Here is a 19293-nt window from a genome sequence, read left to right on the forward strand (position 1 = left end):
ATTCAAATTTTGTCGAATGCAGAATAAATATAATTTTATTAGAGACATGCTTTTAAATAAAAAACTCACTTTTCAACAGAAAGAGCGTATTTTAATATTAGCAGAAAAGGAATTTAAAAAAGAGGTTGGTGTGTTAAAAGATATAGATTTTCGATTGAAAATAATTGAAGATATTATACAAAAAGGCAAAACTGTTACAAATATTATAAGTAATAAGAAAGAAAATTCTAATATTACTTCTTACGCTGAAAAAGAAGAAATTAGAGAAGAAACTATTTATTACATTGACCTAAAGAATATTCCTCGATTTCTAAGATTATTGAATAATAATAATTATACTAAATTTTTAACTCATGATATTGATTCATCAGATCTTTCAGATCTAGAGAATAGCCTTCAGGCAAATTACAGTTTTGAAAAGCATCTTACAAAAATAAAAGAAGTCTTCGATGTTTTAACAGTTAAGGATAGCAAATATAAAACTAAATACAGTGGAATTTCAAAAATCACAATTTCCAAAGATTTACATGCAAAAATAAAAAGTTATATAAATGGAGGAAATAAATGGGGCGAACATGGAAATAGTATGAATTGGTCGGACAGAAAACTATTAAAATGGTGTCAAGAAAATCCAAATAAAGTTCCTACCCCAGCAGTTGATTTAGGATATGAAGGTTATAGGTTTAAAGATTTAATATTTAAAGATATAGTCTACATTTTTAAAAATGAGATTCATATCAGAGAATCTAATTCTTTAGTTGGAATTATAAAGGCAATTTTATTTGAACCCATTAACAAGTTTTATGAGAAAATAGAAACGAATTTTGATAATGTTAATGACACAATAGAACTCTTTACAGACGTTGAAAAAGTTAAACAGATTATTAGAAAAATTCTTTTTTTAATTATTGACAAACATTCTTTACAAAATATACCAAATGTTGAATTTACTTTTACAGTAAATGATGGATATGCAGAATTTTTTATTTTTAATAAATCAAGTAAAATGAATTCTGATAATTATACATTTAGATTTGGTAAACATACCAAAAGCTTAATGAAACTTTGCAATGGCTTATGTGATCTAGAAATTTTCACTGATCTTAAAGATGGAAGTAGTTATAAAATTCCTATTTGGACGAAAGGAATTGTAATACAAAATGACATTATTCTTCGCGAAAATAAAGAAATTACCGGTTTTGAAGTATTTGAAAAATTGCCAAACCCAGTTGATGGGATTTTATATAAACTTAAGTTTGATTTAGGGCTAAAATTATGATTTATTTACTTGACGAAAAAAAAAATAGACAAGAAAAATATGGATGGTTAGATGAAAAGTTTAATCAATATTCAAGTGAAATAATTCTTGTAAACAATTTTAAAAATTTGAAAGAAATTAGTTCTGATGTTTTGCTAGGCGATTCTAGTAATATAATTTTACTTCATGATTCTTTTTTTAAAAACCTTGATCTGACTGATAAGTCTTTATTTGAGTTTAAGGAAAGAGTTAAGAAACGGGGCATTCGATTAGTAACGTTTGGTGGATCATTTAGTGTAACAGAATATTCAGAAAAATCATTGCAAATACCTGTTAGCAAGTTATATCAAAATCTTGAAGTTTATATTAAAACTGATAGTGAAAATCTTCGAATACTTGCATACGGTATAAATTATGAAATCGAAGAATGGCTAAATATTAAAAATATAATTGATAATTATTTGTTTAAATTTGATGACGGATATGATTTAAATGAGAACGAAATTTATGAATTACAGAAAAAAACATTTTTTAATGAAGAAATTATGTCTATGTTAAGAGAGGTTCAAAATGTAGGAAAATTAAAATTCATGTTAATAAAATGAAGAATCTTATTCTGTATTCTGATCGATACCAAGCCGTGAGATTGATTGATGACCATTCAGTTAAATTTGAAATTTTAATATATTCTCAATCTAGTGATCTTGATTTTTATATTGTAAATGAGATTGTTAGGAAGTTTTTTTTTGACGAGAAGTATGATAATATTTTTATTCCCTTAGCTCCATTCGGCTCTTATACGGATCAAGTTGGTTTAAGAATAGCAATGTATTTGAAATTTTGCCAGTCAGAATCAAAATTATCGAACATTTTTATTTATGGGGTATCGAATTTATCAGAATTGCTAAACAATGAATGTTTTGATATTATTAAATTTTCCGAGGTTAATTTGATGGCTTATTCAAATAAAGAGTTTGAAATTAATCTTAAAAATAATTCTATAATTAATGAAGAAGAATGGTTTCATCAAATAAATAATTTAAGTTTAAAAATTCCGGACGATTATTTTGACGATCATAGTATTGCAAACGAATGGGGAATTTTTCAGATAGCTAGAAATGCGGGCATAGAGATAAATGATATAGAAGGTTTTAATCAAAGTAAATTTAATAAATTATATTTTAAATGGTTAATTGCTAAAAATAGTCTCTTTGATTCAGTCTCAGCTGAACAGATAGAGAAGCAGAAAAGCTATGCAGATAAACTGCCAAAAATTAAAGTTTTAGGCAAAATTGAATTACCACCAACAAAAAGAAGGAGAGGATGAGATATTTACTTATTGATGATCTAGCAGAAAGGGGATGGAAAAGTATAATTGAAAAAGCCATTATTAAAAATGTTGGAAATTTAGACTTTTCAGTTACTTATGATGAAGCACTAAATAAACTTAATGATAAATATGATTTGATTTTTTTAGATGTAAGACTTACAGAAGATGATCATAAGAGTACTGAAATAAAAAATTATTCAGGCTTTATGTTATTAAATGAAATAAGAAAAGATTTTCTCAATAAAAATTTTTCAACTCCCATAATATTGATTACTGCCTCGAATAAGATATGGAATATAGACTCATTTAGACAATATGGAATAGACGAATATTACATCAAAGAACATCCAAATTTTATTTTTAATAAAGAGTTTTCCAAACAAAATTTAGAAAATTTACAGAAAAACTTTTTGATATTAAACGAAGAGGGAAAAAAAAGAAAAGAAATTTGGGAATTATGCACTTCCATTATTATTATCCTAGAAAATCATCAGTACTTTAATACAAATTCCAAGGATCAAAATATTAAACAACGAATTATTGATAAATTAAAATTAGGCTATGCTCAGTTGTTTTCAAAACAAACAAAGGTTGAAAAAAATATTTTGCTTTCCAATAATGATTCATTATCATTTATTATTTTTTGGTCTATTTTAGAAGAAGTGTCCAAAGCCTTCACTGATTCAAATATGACATGGTATTATAATAGAACCAATAGGAGTTATGAATTTTTAGGCAATTGGATTTTTAAAAATGGAGAAAAATTTATAGAAAATCTTTCAGAAGTAGAATGCAAAATAAATTATGTCCATAATAACAAAATACAAATGATATCATATGAGAGTCAATATCTAACTGGAAAGGTTAATTTGAGTGATCAAATTTATTCACTAATTTATGCTTACTTTTTAGTAAATAGTAATTTAAGAAATAGGCATTTAATTAGCTTCAGCAGTCTTAATAATTTTCGAAATAATATCGATTATATACATAGTTCATTAGATAATATTTTCAGTAAGAAATTAATAATTCAGGACTCTAATGATACCTACAAAATGAATGTCAAAATATTGACATTTGTTACAGATATTTTATCAAATGAAATTTAAATTAAAGTTTCAAGCTTTTATTTTGGCTTTATTCATTTTCCAGGAAGTAATAAAGTCAAAAAAACAGTAATTTTAAAAGACTAAAAATATCTTCGAATAGTCTAATCGGGTATATTAATACCTTTATCATTTTCAAATTCTTTAAAAAAAATTTCTAATGTATAGCGCTCATGTCGAAGTATATTGTATATCGTTGACATTGGAACATCATAACCTTCAGATTGTTTTAGCTTCGAAATTGTCGAAGATGTTATTCCACAGAGCTTTGCATATTTATTTTGTGAAATAATTTTGCCGTCTTGGTCATGGTACTCACGTAGAAATTTACCCTCAATAAAATTGCATAAATGCTTATTTACTAATGTATTTTTTTTATTTAAAACTTCTTTACTCTGCATTTTGATAATAATCTTTATCAAAAAAAATGATTAAAATGAAATTTATTGTTCGCTATGGCGAATGATTTGTTTTTTTTATTATATTTGTAAAATAAGTTACAATAAATGTAACTTTGCGATACTTCAAAAAAAATAATAGAAGCTATTGCTTTGAATCTCGCCCGAAAACTGGTAATTTTTAACATACGAGAGGATAAGTAAAAGGCTCACGACCTAGGCGTGGGCTCTCTTATCTGTATGTAGGGTATACCAGTACCTCAGGGCGGATAATGTAGAGTACCATGCCGTTTTATTTTCTGATGCTGTTCTGCTTTTCTACATTATTCTATTTCTAAGCTGCTTACCAACATAGAGTATCTACGACACGTTACAATGGGGTGTACAACCCATTGAGGCTTTGCAGCTTTCAGAGAACACAAATTTCATTCATATTAATTTTTATGATATGCTTTGGGTAGGGAGTGTTTTTATTACTAGAATGCTTCCTCCCAGGCATAAATTTACGATCAGGAACCTAAAAAACATACAAGAAACAGAAAGTGTAGAGTAACCATAGAAAAAAGAAAGCCCTTTCCGCATGATAGTTTATTGGCATTAGACTGTGCAGGAAAGAGCCGTGAGCTTAATTTAATTAAACGTATAAAAGTATGAAAAAAAACTTTTGCGGCCTGAGTCATCTTCAAATGGCTTTTGGCTTCACATTGCTCGCTTCCAGCGTAGCAATAGGGCAGGTGCGTACCATATCAGGTACTGTCACAGAGAATAATAAGCCGTTACAGGGGGTATCGGTATTTCAACAAGGTAGTGAGTCCGTCGCAATTACAAATGACAAAGGGTACTACCAAATTCAAATCGCAGGAGCCAAAGCAGTTCTTGTGTTCAGACATCCGGATTATCCTGATCATAAAGTGGTGTCGGGAAATCGTAATGTAATGAATATTACGTTGGGAGGGCAGGAAAAGGAGATTGAAGAAGTTACTATTAATGCAGGATATTATAAGGTAAAGGAAAAGGAGAGTACAGGAAGTATTGCCAAAGTAACCGCAAAAGACCTCGGAAATCAACCTGTCAATAATGTACTATCTGCAGCACAAGGAAGAATGGCAGGAGTAAGTATTACCCAAAATTCGGGTATTGCAGGCGGAGGCTATGATGTACAAATCAGAGGAAGGAACAGTTTAAGAACATTATCCAATAGTGCTGTAGATGGAAATCAACTGCTATATGTTCTGGATGGTGTTCCAATGTCTACGTCAATGACCTCTACCTTTTCTTCTCAAATACTTCCTTTCAGAAATATTAATCCATTAAATAGCCTAAATCCCAATGATATTGAAAGTCTTGAAATTTTAAAGGATGCAGATGCAACGGCAATTTATGGGAGCAGAGGAGCTAATGGAGTAATCTTAATTACTACAAAAAAAGGAAGTAAAAATAAGTCTACCATTAGCATCAATTCAAGTTTGGCTTTCAGTAATGTCGCATCTCATCTGAAAATGATGAATACTTCAGAATATATTGTCATGCGTAAATCAGCATTTGCAAATGATAACATTTCTGTATATCCAACAACGGCATATGATGTAAATGGAGCTTGGGACGAAAATCGTTACACTGATTGGCAACAAACACTTATTGGTAAAACTGCCACAACTTCTAATACCAGTGTAGGTTTATCAGGAGGCTCAGACGGTTGGACATATCGTGTTAATGTCACACATAATGAGCAAACAACTGTCTATCCTGCCGACTATCAATATAAAAATAATACCTTATCAATGGGGTTCACTCATAGGTCAAAGGATAAAAAATTAAATATTGCGCTGTCAAACAATTTTTCACAGCAATTTAATAATGTGATCAATGAAGATTTAACAACTACAAGCATCTTTTTAAGTCCTAATGCTCCAGCATTATATAATGCAGACGGTTCATTAAACTGGCAAAACAATACTTTTACCAATCCGATGGCTTCCTCGGTTGTTACGTATCAGAATGATACAAAACAGATTAATAACAGTCTGAATATTTCTTATCAGATTTTTCCTAATATAAGTTTCAGTATTAATTCTGGGTTTAATTATCAGAATTTTGAGGAATTTAACTTAAGACCTCATACAAGGTATAATCCTGCTTTTAATTTTACAAGTGCCAACGGGTCAAGTACCTTTACAAGTAGTTTTTCTTCATTTTCATATAATGTAGAACCTCAATTGACAGCAGATTATAAATGGGGAAGAAACAAATTAAATGTATTAGTTGGAACTACGATCAATTCATCTGAATCTAAACAATCTTCTATTCAAGGTTCCGGATTCGAAAGTAATGCACTTATGATGAATGTCAATGCAGCAAAAACAAAGATATTTTCTGATATTATTTCAACAGACTACAAATATGTTGCTGTTTTTGGAAGGGTAAATTATCAGCTGGATAATAAGTATATTATTAATTTCACAGCAAGAAGAGACGGTTCCAGCCGCTTTGGACCGAATAATAGATTTGCAAATTTTGGAGCCATGGGAGCAGCATGGCTACTTTCAAAAGAAAATTTTTTGAATAGTAAAAAATGGCTGAGCTTTGGTAAAATAAGAGGAAGCTATGGAATAGCTGGCAGTGATAATATTGGAGATGCTCAATATCGTGATACATATTCTGTAGCGTCATCAAGCATTTATAATGAAGTAGTGGGGCTTGTTCCAACCAGATTGTTCAATGGAAATTTTAGCTGGGAAAAAACAAAAAAGCTTGAATTTGCGCTTGAAACCTCATTTTTTAAAGATATAATAGGGCTTAACATTTCTTGGTTTAGAAATAGATCAGATAACCAGCTAGTAGGATTGCCTTTGCCTGCAACAACTGGATTTACTTCCGTTCAGGCCAATTTAGCTGCAACCGTTGAAAACACAGGTTGGGAGTTTGAATTCAGAACCTTACCAGTGAAGATAAAAACGTTTTCATGGCAATCAGATTTCAATCTGACCATACCTCGAAACCGCTTATTGGCATTTCCGGGACTTGAAGGCTCTACCTATGCCAATCAATATGTCATAGGTTCTAGTACATCTATTGTTAAACTCTATAATTTTATAGGAATCAATCCTAATACAGGGCTTTATTCATTTGCTGATGTCAATGGAGACGGCAAAATTTCATCTCCTGACGATAATAAAAGCATCGAAGATTTAGCGGTTAAGTTTTATGGTGGATGGTCAAACAGGTTGAGATATAAGAATTGGGATTTATCGTTTTTATTTCAATTTACAAAACAAAGAAATTACAATTATCATAGTTATATGCCTGTTGCAGGAACGATGAATAATCAGACTCAGGTAGTTTCGAACGTATGGTCTGAAGCTAATCCAACGGGGTACTATATGCCTTTTTCCACCGGAGTTAATGCGGGAAAGAATGCCGCTCATGCCAATTTCATGCGAAGTACCGCAGCAGTAGGTGATGCATCATTTATTAGACTGAAGAACGTTCAGCTTAATTATAGAATCCCTTTCAATAATGCTGCTACCACAGAGGTTATTCTATATGTTCAAGGGCAGAATGTTTTAACGTGGACAAAATATTTTGGACTAGATCCGGAATTTGTAACAACAGGCTTCTTGCCACCCTTAAGAACATGGTCTATTGGAACTCAAATTAACTTTTAAATCTTACAAAATGAAAAAGACTATTATAAATATAATTAAGTGTCTGTCATTGGGTATTGGGATGACTTGCTTTTTTTCATGTGAAAAATTTATTGACACAGACCTACCCACAAATCAAATAGGAACGTCTGAAGTATTCTCAGATGTATCGTCTGCAAATGCAGCTTTAGCAGGTTTATATGCCGAATTATGGAGCTCTTCAATGATTTCAGGGGATGTTACTGGTTCTGCAGCTATTCTTGGAACATATACAGACGATCTTACCTGCTACGCCCCTTATATTCAAAATGGGTTAGTCGATGTATATAACAACGTACAAATTCCAAGCAACACCATTGTTTATAATTTGTGGTCGAAAGCTTATAAACACATCTATTACGCAAATTCAATTATCAAAGGGGTTAAAGAATCTTCTTCAATTTCTCAAGTAAATAAAGACCGTTTAATAGGTGAGGCAACTGTCATACGGTCTCTGCTATATTATAACCTATCACAAATTTTTGATGAAGTGCCATATACGGACACTACGGATTACCAATACAATAGCCAGCTAAAGAAAATAAGCAAGATTCAACTCATGTCAAATCTTGAAAGTGATCTTCAAACAGTATTAAATGGTTTGAACGATCAATATGCGAATCAGGAAAGAATCTATGTCAATCGAAAGGTGGCAGAACTTCTATTAGCAAAGGTATTTTTAAGTCAGGAAAAATGGAATCAAGCAGAAAATCTGCTTTTTCAAATTACGCAGTCTCCTTTATATGTCTGGGAGACAGATTTGAGTAAAGTTTTCACGAAAACAGGGAAACATATTTTATGGCAGCTAAAACCTGCAAATTCAACAGATGCTACCAAAGAATATCTTCTCTATAATTTTACGACAAGTATACCAACATCTTTTTCATTATCGGATGCTTTAGTGAATTCCTTTGAACTAGGTGATCTACGAAAAACAGCTTGGATGCTTCCAATTGTAATCAATCAAAAAACCTATTTCCGTCCCATGAAGTATAGAAATCCCGCAAATTCTAATACCACTGAAAATTCAGTAATATTTAGAATCGAAGAAGTGTATTTATTATATGCTGAGAGTTTAGTGAATCAAAATAAAATATTGGAAGCTAAAATAATAGTAGATAAAATTAGGCAAAGAGCAGGATTGAATCCTTTACCAATAGGTCTTTCAAAACAGGAAATGATTAACAAAATTTTGGATGAGTCCAGATATGAGTTTTTTGCTGAAATGGGACATCGTTTTTTTGATCTTAAGCGTTTAAAAAAAATCGATATTCTTGCTTTATCTAAACCAAACTGGAAAAGTTTTCATAGTGCATTTCCAATTCCTGAAAAAGAAATGGTCATTAACCCTAATCTTAATCCGCAAAATCCGGGGTACTGATGGAAAAGTTGATGATATTCCTATTAATGTGTATATATCAATGGGCATATACACAAACGGAAAAAGATTCTATTCCCTACACCGAACAAAATAAAGCCTATGATATTTATTTAAAAAGTACATCGAAAGAAGGGAAATGGATAGCGTTTTTTAAAGTGTATGATCATAACACTGACAGTCTTTTCATAATAAATCGATCAAATCCTGACAAAAAATATTATAGAATAAAGGTTTTAGATCATAAATGGAGCAGGGATAAGCTCATTTTAAAATATCAGAATCAAACAGAAATTTTTAATTATCTCAGTGGTAAGAACAAGATTTTACCCGCTTGTGAAAGCATTGGTACAATAGAAAATGAAGATATACTAGTTCTAAAAACTTTAGACAACGTACAGATTTACGATTTAAGAAGAGGAGAAATAATTGATCGTATTAATAATGTCATCAATGTATTCTACATAAAGGACCGTATTTATCTGCAGATTAGAGAGAACAGCAAATTTCAAATCATAGAATGGAGTGAAAGGAAAAAAAATAAGCTTTATTCTTCGTCAGAACAGATTTCAAACCTTGTGGGAGCACAGGTTAATGCATTCTTAATATTTAAAAAACAGAGAAACCAGTTGAATGATATTATCTATTATAATACGAAACATCAATTGGAATATAAGTTTTCAGAAGTTCAACCACTACAGTTTAATTCGGCAACAGCATACCAGAGATCCGACGGCAGAATTGTAATTAATGCCGAAAAAGTTAAAGATAAAAAATCAGCTGAAACACCGGAAATCTGGTTAACATCTGACAATAACCTTATTGAGAAATTTAAAAAGTCCGAAACAACAAAGTTTCTCTGGTCACCAGTAGAACAAAACGTCAAAGTAATGGGAACGGATAAGTTAAACAGGGTAGTGGATATTGGCAACAAGACTTATTTCTTAGCTTTTAGTTTTTCTGAATTGCAGGACTATACAGCTAAAAAAGTACCTGCTATAGTATATCGTTATAATGCATCAAGTGATCAATATGATTATATTGATACAATAAGATCAAACGTCAATTATTCTCCTGATGGTAAATATCTTATTTATAGGCATGGAAGAAAATGGAAATTGCTGGATGTGAATACAATGAGATATAAAAATGTAAAAAATCTGAACTTTGAGAATGCTTATTTTACAGATGAGAATAATGTTTACTTTGATGGCCCCACAGGTATATGGAAATATAGTAGTAAAGTAAGTAAGATTAAGCAAGTGTTCACAAATAATAAAGGCATTTGTAAAATTTTAGATTTTAAGAATAAATCAAACTTTGCCAATTATCCTTTTGAGCTTTCATTTTATTCTAAAGTTCTTAACGAACTTAACTATACAAAAAATTCAGATAAAATTACAGCAGAAAATCTATTGCTTTTTACTACCATTCAAAATAGTAAATTGTGCCCCCGGAAGTATTAATCTGCCGGGGATAGATTTTTTTAGCAGGTAAGGTTTAAAAGGACAGGTTGTTTTACAAATTTTCATTCCTGAAAACAGTAGGAGATATTCCATACAATGTTTTAAATGCCCGTGAAAAATGAGAAATACTTTCAAAACCTACGGCATATCCTACTTCATTGACAGGCCAATCCGTGGCCGTTAGTAAATCTTTTGCTTTAGTAAGCCGTTTTTCCTTTATAAACTGAGCAGGCGGAACTTTATAAATGGTATTAAAATCTCTTTTGAAACTCGCCAGGCTTCTTCCGGACAGATAAGCCAGATCTTCAAGTTTTAAGGGATTCATGAAATTTTCTTCTACGACTGTTGATATATCCGTCACGAACTGTTTTTTCAGTTGGAGCAACTGTAAAAGTAAGTTATGATCAACCTGAGTTAAATCAAATAAAAGTTCCATGATTTTCATTCTGAGAAGCCGTTTATCAATTTTATCAGGAGCATTAAAGTGTCCCTTAATAGAAGTGATAAAGGACAGTAGAGGCTCTTCTACAGGTTTTACATTAACATCTGCCAGTTTCTCTGTTTTGCTGTTGGTAATGCCAGCCATCTTAATGAAGTCGGAAATAAATTCATCTTTCAGAAAAAACATGATACTATCGTACATTTCACCGGTTTCTGCAGATCCTGTTTTGTCGTAAGTAATACTGATGTTTTTCTTCAAAATCACCATTTCATTCTTTTTTACCAGATAGGTTTTTCTGCCGTGGGTGATAAGATTTTTTCCCTGCAGTACAAACAGCAGCATATGATCTTTGAGAAACATGCCTCCTTTCTGATCATCAATACTGTGAGAGCAGGATTCTACCAGATTAACGGAATCTATCGATAAAAAATTTCGATAATAGGGTGCTCCAATGAGCTCTTCAGGCACGATGGTGGCTTTCATGGCAACATAAAATTATAAATCAAATATAAAGAAAGACACTCATATTTACAATGAGAATACATCTATCAGCACGATTGACATCTTCCTTTGATATGAATAAGCGCTGAAACAATTAATGTAAAAAATAAATTGTATTCATTTTATTTTAATTGAGAAAATTAAAAAGAGCGTCTTAAATTGTAAAAAGGAACTTGTATAGAAAGCAACTGTAATCATTATTTCCCATAAAGTTGCTTCTTTTATATATTTTAAGCCTTATTGGCTTGCAAATTGATACTACAAATTGAATTGAATTTTGATGACTAATGACTAGAACGACTGTAACTCTGATTTTCTTTTTAAGTGGTTTTTTCTTTTTAAATGCACAAGAGAAGAAAGATTCGCTTTATTACAAAATAGAAGAATTTTCGGATCAAAGAAAAGTTACCAAATTCATTCACCGTTTTATATTTCGTAGAGAACCGGATTCCACTTCCGTGAAGTCCAATACTGAAAAGCTTTCCCAGGAGACATATAATAAAAAAATTATCAGAAAGGTCAGGATTGAAACCATTGACCCTTTCGGATATGGCTCGCAGGACAGTAAAGAAAGAACGAAATGGTATGACTGGGTGGCAGATCATCTTCATGCCAGTACTAAAAAATCAACCGTCAATAATTTTTTGCTTTTTAAAGAAGGAGAAGAATATAATGCCCAGAAACTCTACGAATCTGAACGTTTGCTGAGAACAATGCCTTTTATAAACAGGGTGAATATCAGTGTTTCTGACAGTACTTCCAGTAAAGATTCCATAGATGTTGTTGTACGGGTTCTTGATTCCTGGAGTCTGAAACCGAGAATCAGTTATTCCGGAAGTAAGATTGGTCTGGGGGTTACGGAAGAAAATGTACTGGGGCTGGGACACACATTGGATTTCCTTTACAGAAATGATTCCAAAGAGAAGCAGGATTATCTTTTAGGAAGCTACACCACCTATAATCTTTTTGGTACTTATATTAACGCCCAGCTTCTTGGAGAAAGGGATTTTTCGAGAAATGAAAGAATCAATTTCAGCCTTAGAAGAGACTTTTTCTCTCCTTTAACGAAATGGGCAGGAGGTTTTACCTTTGAATATTTTATGCGGAAAGTGTTACTTCCGATACAAACAGATACCACTTTTCCCGAAGTTCAGATCAAAGTATACAGTCAGGATTTATGGGGAGGTTATCAGATTCCGGTTTCAGCGGATCCCAATGAAAAAATATCCAGTAATATTGCCATTATAGGAAGATTTCAGAATTACAGGTACAAAGACAGTCCTGGAATTGACCAGTACCAGTATTTCAGCTCTTACAACAGCTTCCTGATGTCTGTAGGGTTTATCCACAGAAACTTTTCGGTTCAGAAAAATATTTTCCAATATGATTTGCCTGAGGATGTTGCCTACGGTAATTCTGTGAACATTATTGCAGGAGGCTTATCCAGAAATAAAGAAGTGAATCCGTATGTAGGAATTTCTGCATCTTACGGCCGTTTTACAAAGTTGGGATACTTTACAGTGAAAGGCCAGTTTGGAAGGTTTTTTAATGAAGACAGCCAGAACAGGGAATCTTTCCGTTTTGATGCAACCTATTTTACCCATCTTATGGACTGGAAATTTGCCAAAGCAAGACATTTCTTTTCTCCCACGTTAGCCTTGGGAAATCCACAGCATAACTACTCTTATAAAGATAGAATAAATCTTTCTTCCGCAGATGAATTTCCTGTTTACAATACGGATTATATCGGAACTAAAAAACTGGTTCTACGATACCAGCTTCAATTATTTATTAATAAGACCTGGAAGAATTTCCACTTCAGCCCTTATTTGACAACAGCAGTCGGCTGGCTGGGAATGCCTGATGATAAACTGTTTAAAACAAAAGTAAATACAAAAATCGGAATAGGTGTTTTAATTAATAATCCCTATCTGGTTTTCAACAGGATTCAGATTTCTTTCATGTATTATCCCCGTGTTCCTTTTGATAATAATTCCGTTTTTGATTTTAACAGCAACAGGAATAATCTTTTACCGATGAACAGTTTTGCTACGGATATTCCTCATTTTGTCAATTTTGGGAACTGATAGTGGAAAGTCAATTCGGTATTTGAAAAACTGAAAAAGATCGATTTTCAGGTTATATATTTTCTCATTTTAGGAAATGATATTACCCAAATGGGTAATTGACAGGTTATTATATAATGACAAAATTTGTGATGAAATAAGTGGTGTGCTGTAAAATGCATTCCATGCCATTCAAAATAAATAATAATAACCTGAAAACTAATACCTATGAAACCATTGACTCTTTTCCTATCGTTGACCGCATTTTTTACATCTGCCGGTCTTTATGCAAACCCAACTGACACAACACTGCCTGTACCAAAGGTAATTCCTATAACTGATGCTGAAAAGTGGATTGCATTTTCTCCTATTTTACTCTTTCTTTTAATTACATGCCTGGTATTTTTTAAGCTGAAAAAAGATAAGGTATCTTTAAAAGACCTGCTTTTGGATAAAGATGCGAATGTTCAGATGGAGGAAGAAAAAACAAAACAGATGGAGGCTTTTTTAGCTGCTCCTCTGGCTAGCCAGCAGGCAATGAATGAAGCAGCAACAACACTGAATACCACTACAGAATCCAATGCTCAGAAACCTAATACAAGTGTTAGCCGTTTTCTTGCCTTTATAAGCGGGCTGGTATCTGTAGGTCTGGCATGTGTTCTGACCACTTTTGCCATCTGGAATTATTTTGATGTCAATGTCTTTCCCAATCTTAATGATCTCGTTGGTGTTTTATTGACCTTGGGAATTGGAGTAGTGCCTTATGCATTTAATAAAGTCACTACTGCCGCTAAATAGTTATATCTTAAATCAAAATTACTTACTTCAATCATAATTAAACAAAAACCTTCCTTGTTTGTGGCAAGGAAGGCTTTAATCAGAATGGTAAAAACATTCTCAAATTAGACTACTACATCTATCTTTACATTAATATTTCCACGGGTAGCTTTGGAATAAGGGCAGGTTGCATGGGCTGTTTCCACAACTTTTTTTGCTTCATCTACCGGCATTCCCGGTAAAATGACCTGTAAATGGGCCTGCAGAAAAAATCCGTCATCATGGGTTGCCAGATCTACTGAGGTATTGACAGACAGGTCTGAAGGAAGAGTAATTCTCATTGTAGCAGCACCCAAATGCATAGCTCCGATAAAACAGGCCGACCATCCTGCTGCTAATAGCTGTTCCGGATTGGTTCCGTTTCCTTTTGTACCGGGTGATGTCAGTTCAATATCCAGTTTTCCATCACTGCTTTTCGCTGCTCCGTTACGACCTCCGGTTACGATGACATTACCGGAATACAACACTTTACTGATATTGACTACGGTTGTATTTTCTACTTCCTGAATGGTATTTAATTCCATATTTTTATTATTTAGATTGAACGATCTTGTTGATTGATACTATTATGATTAAAGTTTTTTTCTTAGATCTTTGAAAGCTGCCCGAAGCTCTTCTGTAAAGACTTGTGGCTGTTCCCAGGCTGCAAAATGTCCACCCTTTGAAGCTTTATGATAATAATATAAAGTAGGGTAGGCGCGTTTTGACCAGCTTTCCGGAGCCTGATAAATCTCGTGAGGGAATACCGAAATTGCTACAGGAACTTTTATGTCTTTTGTCTTCTGTGCTTCTGCACTGAAATTATTTTTATTGTTTTCCCAGTAGAAACGAGAAGAAGATGCTCCTGTATTGGTCAGCCAGTACAATGTAATATCGTCGAGGATAGCATCACGGCCAATTACATTTTCAGGATGAAGATCACTTTCACTCCATTCTGCAATTTTTTCATAGAGAAAAGCGGCTAAAGCACTTGGAGAATCGGAAAGTAAATAGCCCGTAGTTTGTGGTCGCGTAACCATCATTCCTCCATAGGCTGCATTTCTTCCAAAGAAAGTACTCATAGCATTATAAGCCTGTGCTTCTGAAGCAGAAAGTCCGGCAGGAGCAGGATCACCTGCATTGATCGGTTTTACAAGCTCAGCAGGAATAGTTGCGGGCATTGTAAGATGAATTCCTAAAAGACCTGAAGGAGCCTGTTTTGCCAGCGCATCAGAGATTACCGAGCCGTGGTCACCACCTTCAGAAACATACTTTTTATAGCCGAGTCTTTTCATCAGTACATCCCAGGCAAGGGCAACACGGTCAGGATTCCATCCCAGTTCGGTAGGGATTTCTGAAAAACCATAACCCGGAATTGCTGGTATAATCACATCAAATGCATCACTCGCTTTTCCTCCATACTTTACAGGATCAGTCAAAGGACCTATTGTATTGATAAACTCCAGCGGAGAGCCCGGCCAGCCATGAGTGAGTATCACAGGCATTGCATTAGCTTCCTTTGAACGTACATGGATAAACTGAATATCAAGTCCGTCAATATTGGTTACAAACTGCGGAAGAGCGTTCAGTTTGTTTTCCACCTTTCTCCAGTCGTATCCATTGCCCCAATAGGTAATCAGTTCTTTTAACTGCTCAAGCTGAATTCCCTGAGATGCATCTTTCACAGTCTCTTTATCCGGAAAACGGGTTTCGGAGATTCTTTTTTTAAGATCATCCAATTGGGATTGCGGGATACTGATGTGAAAAGGGCGTATACTGGTATCCGATTTTGATGAAGATGTAATAGCCTTGTTAATCTGTGCTTTTGAAATAGCAGGTGTACTTAGAATAAAAGTTGCTGCTAACATAATGGTTGAAATTGTTGTTTTCATTGCTTTGTTGTATTAGATTTTAGATCTGTTTTTCTTTTTGATGGGACAAAATTATGCGCTGAAAAACAGCTGATAAACGGGTAATTTGTTCAAGTAGTCATATTCATTAGTGAAATAGACATTACCAGAGGTGAACAGGAAAACTATATAAGCATGAAACAGTTGAAAATAAGAACTGGAAAAGTGTGCAGTTGCTCATCTTGAAAAAGAATAAAAAAATAAGCTCCGTTCTTGATAAAAACGGAGCTTATTTTGTGAGTATATTTTGGGGAAATTACCCGTGGGCTTCTACAGATAAATCATTCCATTCTTCCCATACTTTTAATCTTTGCTCATAATTGTGTTTTACAAATGGCAGGGCTACTTTCCCAAGCAATAAACGCAATGGCGGATTTTCAGTTTCTGCTAACTTTATCAGGGCAGGAGCTGTTGCTTCTACATTTCCAAATGAGGTTTCAGATTCAGAGAAAGCCTTTTTCACATCATCGTAAGCCGGATTACTTTGGGTATTGATTCCTGTATGCCAGATGTTGGATGCATAGCCGTTAGGTTCTACCAAAGTTACATGAATACCGAAGCTTTTCACTTCTGTAGCTAAGGTTTCGCTTAATCCTTCCAACGCAAACTTAGAAGCATTATAAAGTCCCATAGTCGGTAAAGTTGCCAATCCTAAAATAGAAGAAACCTGAATGATATGACCGCTTTTCTGATCTCTCATAATAGGAAGTACTGCTTGTGTAAGCCATAATGTTCCAAAGAAATTCGTTTCGAATTGTGCTCTGGCTTCCTTTTCATTTGTTTCTTCAACTGCTCCCGTTAATGCATATCCTGCATTATTAATCAGAATATCGATGCTGCCAAAATGCTGATGAACTTTCTGAACCACTGCTAAAGATTCTTCCCTTTTATCTACATCTAACGTTAAAGGCAACACAGAGTCTCCATATTTTTCTTTTAAATCATGAAGGGTTTCAACATTTCTGGCTGTTGCCGCTACTTTGTATCCTTTTGCTAAAAAAGCTTCTGCCCATGCTTTTCCGAAACCTTTTGATGCACCTGTAATTAAAACTGTTTTTGACATTGTTCTGTTTTTTAATTGATTGTTATGATTATACTTTTTCTAAAAGTTGTTTTTATATTAAATGACCGATCGGTCATATTTATAGCAAAAAAAATTATAGCCCATTTTCCTCTATCATTTTTTTTAAACTGTTGCCAATCACTTCCATTCTATCATTATTACCGGACATTCTTGACATCAGGTGCCCACCTTCCAGCATGGCAAATAAAACCGTTGCAAATTCTGCCGGATTCCAGTCTGCTCTGAATTCTTTATGGGCAATTCCTTTCTCAATGATGCCGGAAAGTAAATCCTGACCCTGCTTAATGGAACGGTTTACCTTTTCTTTTACAATGGGATTGGTATCATCAGCTTCCGTTCCGAAATTTAATAAAGGACAGCCTCCCGCCACCGGAGGATGATTAGGATCACTAAAAAAATCAATGTAAGCGAATAACTGCTCTTTAGAAGTTTTATGCTGGGTTAAAGCTCTTTGAAGTCTGTCGCTTAGCATTTTCATATTATGCTCCACAGCGGCACAGGCCAAAACCTCTTTATTCTCGAAATGGACGTACATACTGCCTTTAGACAATTTGGTTGCCTCCATAATATCACTCATAGAAGTAGCTGCAATCCCTTTTGTATTAAAAATAGGTGCTGCTTTTTCTATAATGAACTGTCTGGTTTCTTCCCCTTTTGCCATGATAAGACTAAATAATGATGCAAATATATGACCGATTGGTCATAAAAACAAACTTTATTTGATGTTTTTTATGAAAAATGATGGAATATCTGCTTCAATCCCCTGATAGAAGGAAAATGCTGGAGAATAATTTTTTAGTGTTTACAATGGCTATACTTTAATTAAATTTCTAAATTTACCCGAAAATTAATGCAATGGCAAACGGTAATCTGAATGTACGCACTTTGCGCGAGCTCTATCAGCAACTGGGACTTCCTGTAGATGATCTGGAAGAAGAATCCGGCTTTACCATTCATTACCTGGAAGAAACTTTCCATGATTTGCCTTTTCGTTCAGAACCTTTTCGTCCTAATTATTTCAGCTTCTTATTTATTAAAAGTGCATTCGGATATTATACCATTGATGATCAGAGATTTGAAGTGACTTCAGACACCGTTTATTTCACCAATCCCGGCAATTACCGGATTTTTGAATGGGAAAAACTGGAGCATACCTGCCTGATAACCTTTGGGGAAGGATTTTTGAAAGAATATGTACATGATGATGTCTATAATGACTTCTCGTTTCTTTTGTCCGAAGTGGTTTCACCGCGTGTTTTAACTTCCGATCAGTTTAGTCAGATAGAAGAACTATACACGTTGATTCATAAGGAATATAGAGGAAGTTCACTCTATAAAAATAAAATTATCGGAGCTCTTGTGATTGCGTTACTGTTGAAAATTAAAGAATATTTCTTCCAGGAATATAATCCTATTTATGAAGGAAACCGCAGTTCTCAGATTGTAAAAAATTTTAAACAGAACATTGAACGGCATTTCAGAGATCTGATTAACGGAAAAACCAATACCCAGTTCAGAGTTCAGGATTATGCAGATCTGCAGTCACTCCATGTTAACTATCTGTCAAGTGTGATCAGCAGTAAAACCGGAAAAACAATCAGCTCATGGATTGCAGATAAAGCGACTACCGAAGCAAAAGTAATGCTTCAGGATGAAGGACTCAGTATCAAAGAAATCGCTGCCCGCCTAGGCTTTCTGGAAACCTCTCATTTCAGCAATTATTTCAAAAAACATACTTCCATCAGCCCTGTTGAGTACAGAAAACAATACTTCAGAAAGGAATCTTAGAAATTTGCAACATCTGCTATAATTCTTGTACGTTCTCCGGAGGTGTAAAGTGCCAACTTTGTCCTAT

The 19293-nt window shown here is 33.6% G+C and carries 16 protein-coding genes; 10 read left to right on the forward strand and 6 right to left on the reverse strand.

What is annotated here, in order from left to right:
- Positions 1-16 precede the first annotated feature (16 nt).
- Genes JOE44_RS01845 through JOE44_RS01860 form a run of 4 tightly spaced genes read left to right on the forward strand, consistent with a single transcriptional unit; the run spans position 17 to position 3697 of the window.
- Entirely contained in the window at positions 17-1279 is a 1263-nt protein-coding gene (locus JOE44_RS01845; RefSeq protein ID WP_209784086.1) for a hypothetical protein, read from the forward strand.
- A complete protein-coding gene (locus JOE44_RS01850; RefSeq protein ID WP_209784088.1) occupies positions 1276-1863 on the forward strand; it encodes a hypothetical protein in 588 nt (195 codons plus the stop codon). The genes JOE44_RS01845 and JOE44_RS01850 overlap by 4 nt, the downstream gene beginning before the upstream one ends.
- Positions 1860-2585 carry a hypothetical protein gene (locus JOE44_RS01855; protein ID WP_209784089.1) on the forward strand — a complete coding sequence of 242 codons (726 nt, stop codon included), beginning with the start codon at positions 1860-1862 and terminating at the stop codon, positions 2583-2585. The genes JOE44_RS01850 and JOE44_RS01855 overlap by 4 nt, the downstream gene beginning before the upstream one ends.
- On the forward strand, positions 2582-3697 hold the full coding sequence (locus JOE44_RS01860) for a response regulator (RefSeq protein WP_209784090.1): 1116 nt from the start codon (positions 2582-2584) through the stop codon (positions 3695-3697). Before JOE44_RS01855 ends, JOE44_RS01860 begins: the two co-directional genes overlap by 4 nt.
- A 101-nt stretch (positions 3698-3798) precedes the next feature.
- Here JOE44_RS01860 and JOE44_RS01865 read toward each other — a convergent pair whose 3' ends face one another.
- Complete coding sequence (locus JOE44_RS01865; protein ID WP_209784092.1) at positions 3799-4095, reverse strand: hypothetical protein; 297 nt, start codon at positions 4093-4095, stop codon at positions 3799-3801.
- Positions 4096-4742: 647 nt separating this feature from the next.
- Here JOE44_RS01865 and JOE44_RS01870 point away from each other — a divergent pair.
- The 3 genes from JOE44_RS01870 to JOE44_RS01880 are packed head-to-tail and all read left to right on the forward strand — an operon-like array spanning position 4743 to position 10619.
- Positions 4743-7757 carry a SusC/RagA family TonB-linked outer membrane protein gene (locus tag JOE44_RS01870; RefSeq protein WP_209784093.1) on the forward strand — a complete coding sequence of 1005 codons (3015 nt, stop codon included), beginning with the start codon at positions 4743-4745 and terminating at the stop codon, positions 7755-7757.
- A 10-nt stretch (positions 7758-7767) separates the two neighbouring features.
- Entirely contained in the window at positions 7768-9156 is a 1389-nt protein-coding gene (locus tag JOE44_RS01875) for a RagB/SusD family nutrient uptake outer membrane protein (RefSeq protein ID WP_209784094.1), read from the forward strand.
- Positions 9156-10619: a hypothetical protein gene (locus JOE44_RS01880; protein ID WP_209784095.1), complete on the forward strand. Its 1464-nt coding sequence runs from the start codon at positions 9156-9158 to the stop codon at positions 10617-10619. The genes JOE44_RS01875 and JOE44_RS01880 overlap by 1 nt, the downstream gene beginning before the upstream one ends.
- A 52-nt stretch (positions 10620-10671) precedes the next feature.
- Here the strand turns inward: JOE44_RS01880 and JOE44_RS01885 are convergent, their stop codons facing one another.
- On the reverse strand, positions 10672-11544 hold the full coding sequence (locus tag JOE44_RS01885) for an AraC family transcriptional regulator (RefSeq protein WP_209784096.1): 873 nt from the start codon (positions 11542-11544) through the stop codon (positions 10672-10674).
- Between the two features lie 305 nt (positions 11545-11849).
- On the opposite strand from JOE44_RS01885, the gene JOE44_RS01890 reads away from it, so the two are divergent.
- A complete protein-coding gene (locus tag JOE44_RS01890; protein WP_209784098.1) occupies positions 11850-13649 on the forward strand; it encodes a POTRA domain-containing protein in 1800 nt (599 codons plus the stop codon).
- Between the two features lie 207 nt (positions 13650-13856).
- Positions 13857-14426 (forward strand): hypothetical protein, encoded by a 570-nt coding sequence (locus JOE44_RS01895; RefSeq protein ID WP_209784100.1) that lies wholly within the window; start codon positions 13857-13859, stop codon positions 14424-14426.
- Positions 14427-14530: 104 nt separating this feature from the next.
- Here the strand turns inward: JOE44_RS01895 and JOE44_RS01900 are convergent, their stop codons facing one another.
- The 4 genes from JOE44_RS01900 to JOE44_RS01915 form a co-directional block, all read right to left on the reverse strand.
- Positions 14531-14989: an organic hydroperoxide resistance protein gene (locus JOE44_RS01900; RefSeq protein ID WP_209784102.1), complete on the reverse strand. Its 459-nt coding sequence runs from the start codon at positions 14987-14989 to the stop codon at positions 14531-14533.
- Positions 14990-15037: 48 nt separating this feature from the next.
- Positions 15038-16336, reverse strand: coding sequence for an epoxide hydrolase family protein (locus JOE44_RS01905; RefSeq protein ID WP_209784103.1), 1299 nt, complete (start codon positions 16334-16336; stop codon positions 15038-15040).
- A 274-nt stretch (positions 16337-16610) separates the two neighbouring features.
- Positions 16611-17417 (reverse strand): SDR family NAD(P)-dependent oxidoreductase, encoded by an 807-nt coding sequence (locus JOE44_RS01910; protein ID WP_209784104.1) that lies wholly within the window; start codon positions 17415-17417, stop codon positions 16611-16613.
- A 94-nt stretch (positions 17418-17511) separates the two neighbouring features.
- Complete coding sequence (locus tag JOE44_RS01915) at positions 17512-18099, reverse strand: TetR/AcrR family transcriptional regulator (protein WP_209784106.1); 588 nt, start codon at positions 18097-18099, stop codon at positions 17512-17514.
- A gap of 194 nt (positions 18100-18293) precedes the next feature.
- Here JOE44_RS01915 and JOE44_RS01920 point away from each other — a divergent pair, with 194 nt between their 5' ends.
- A complete protein-coding gene (locus JOE44_RS01920; protein ID WP_209784107.1) occupies positions 18294-19226 on the forward strand; it encodes a helix-turn-helix domain-containing protein in 933 nt (310 codons plus the stop codon).
- Positions 19227-19293: the final 67 nt, after the last annotated feature.

Source organism: Chryseobacterium sp. PvR013, assembly GCF_017833095.1.
In the GTDB taxonomy this organism is placed as follows: Bacteria; Bacteroidota; Bacteroidia; order Flavobacteriales; family Weeksellaceae; genus Chryseobacterium; species Chryseobacterium culicis_A.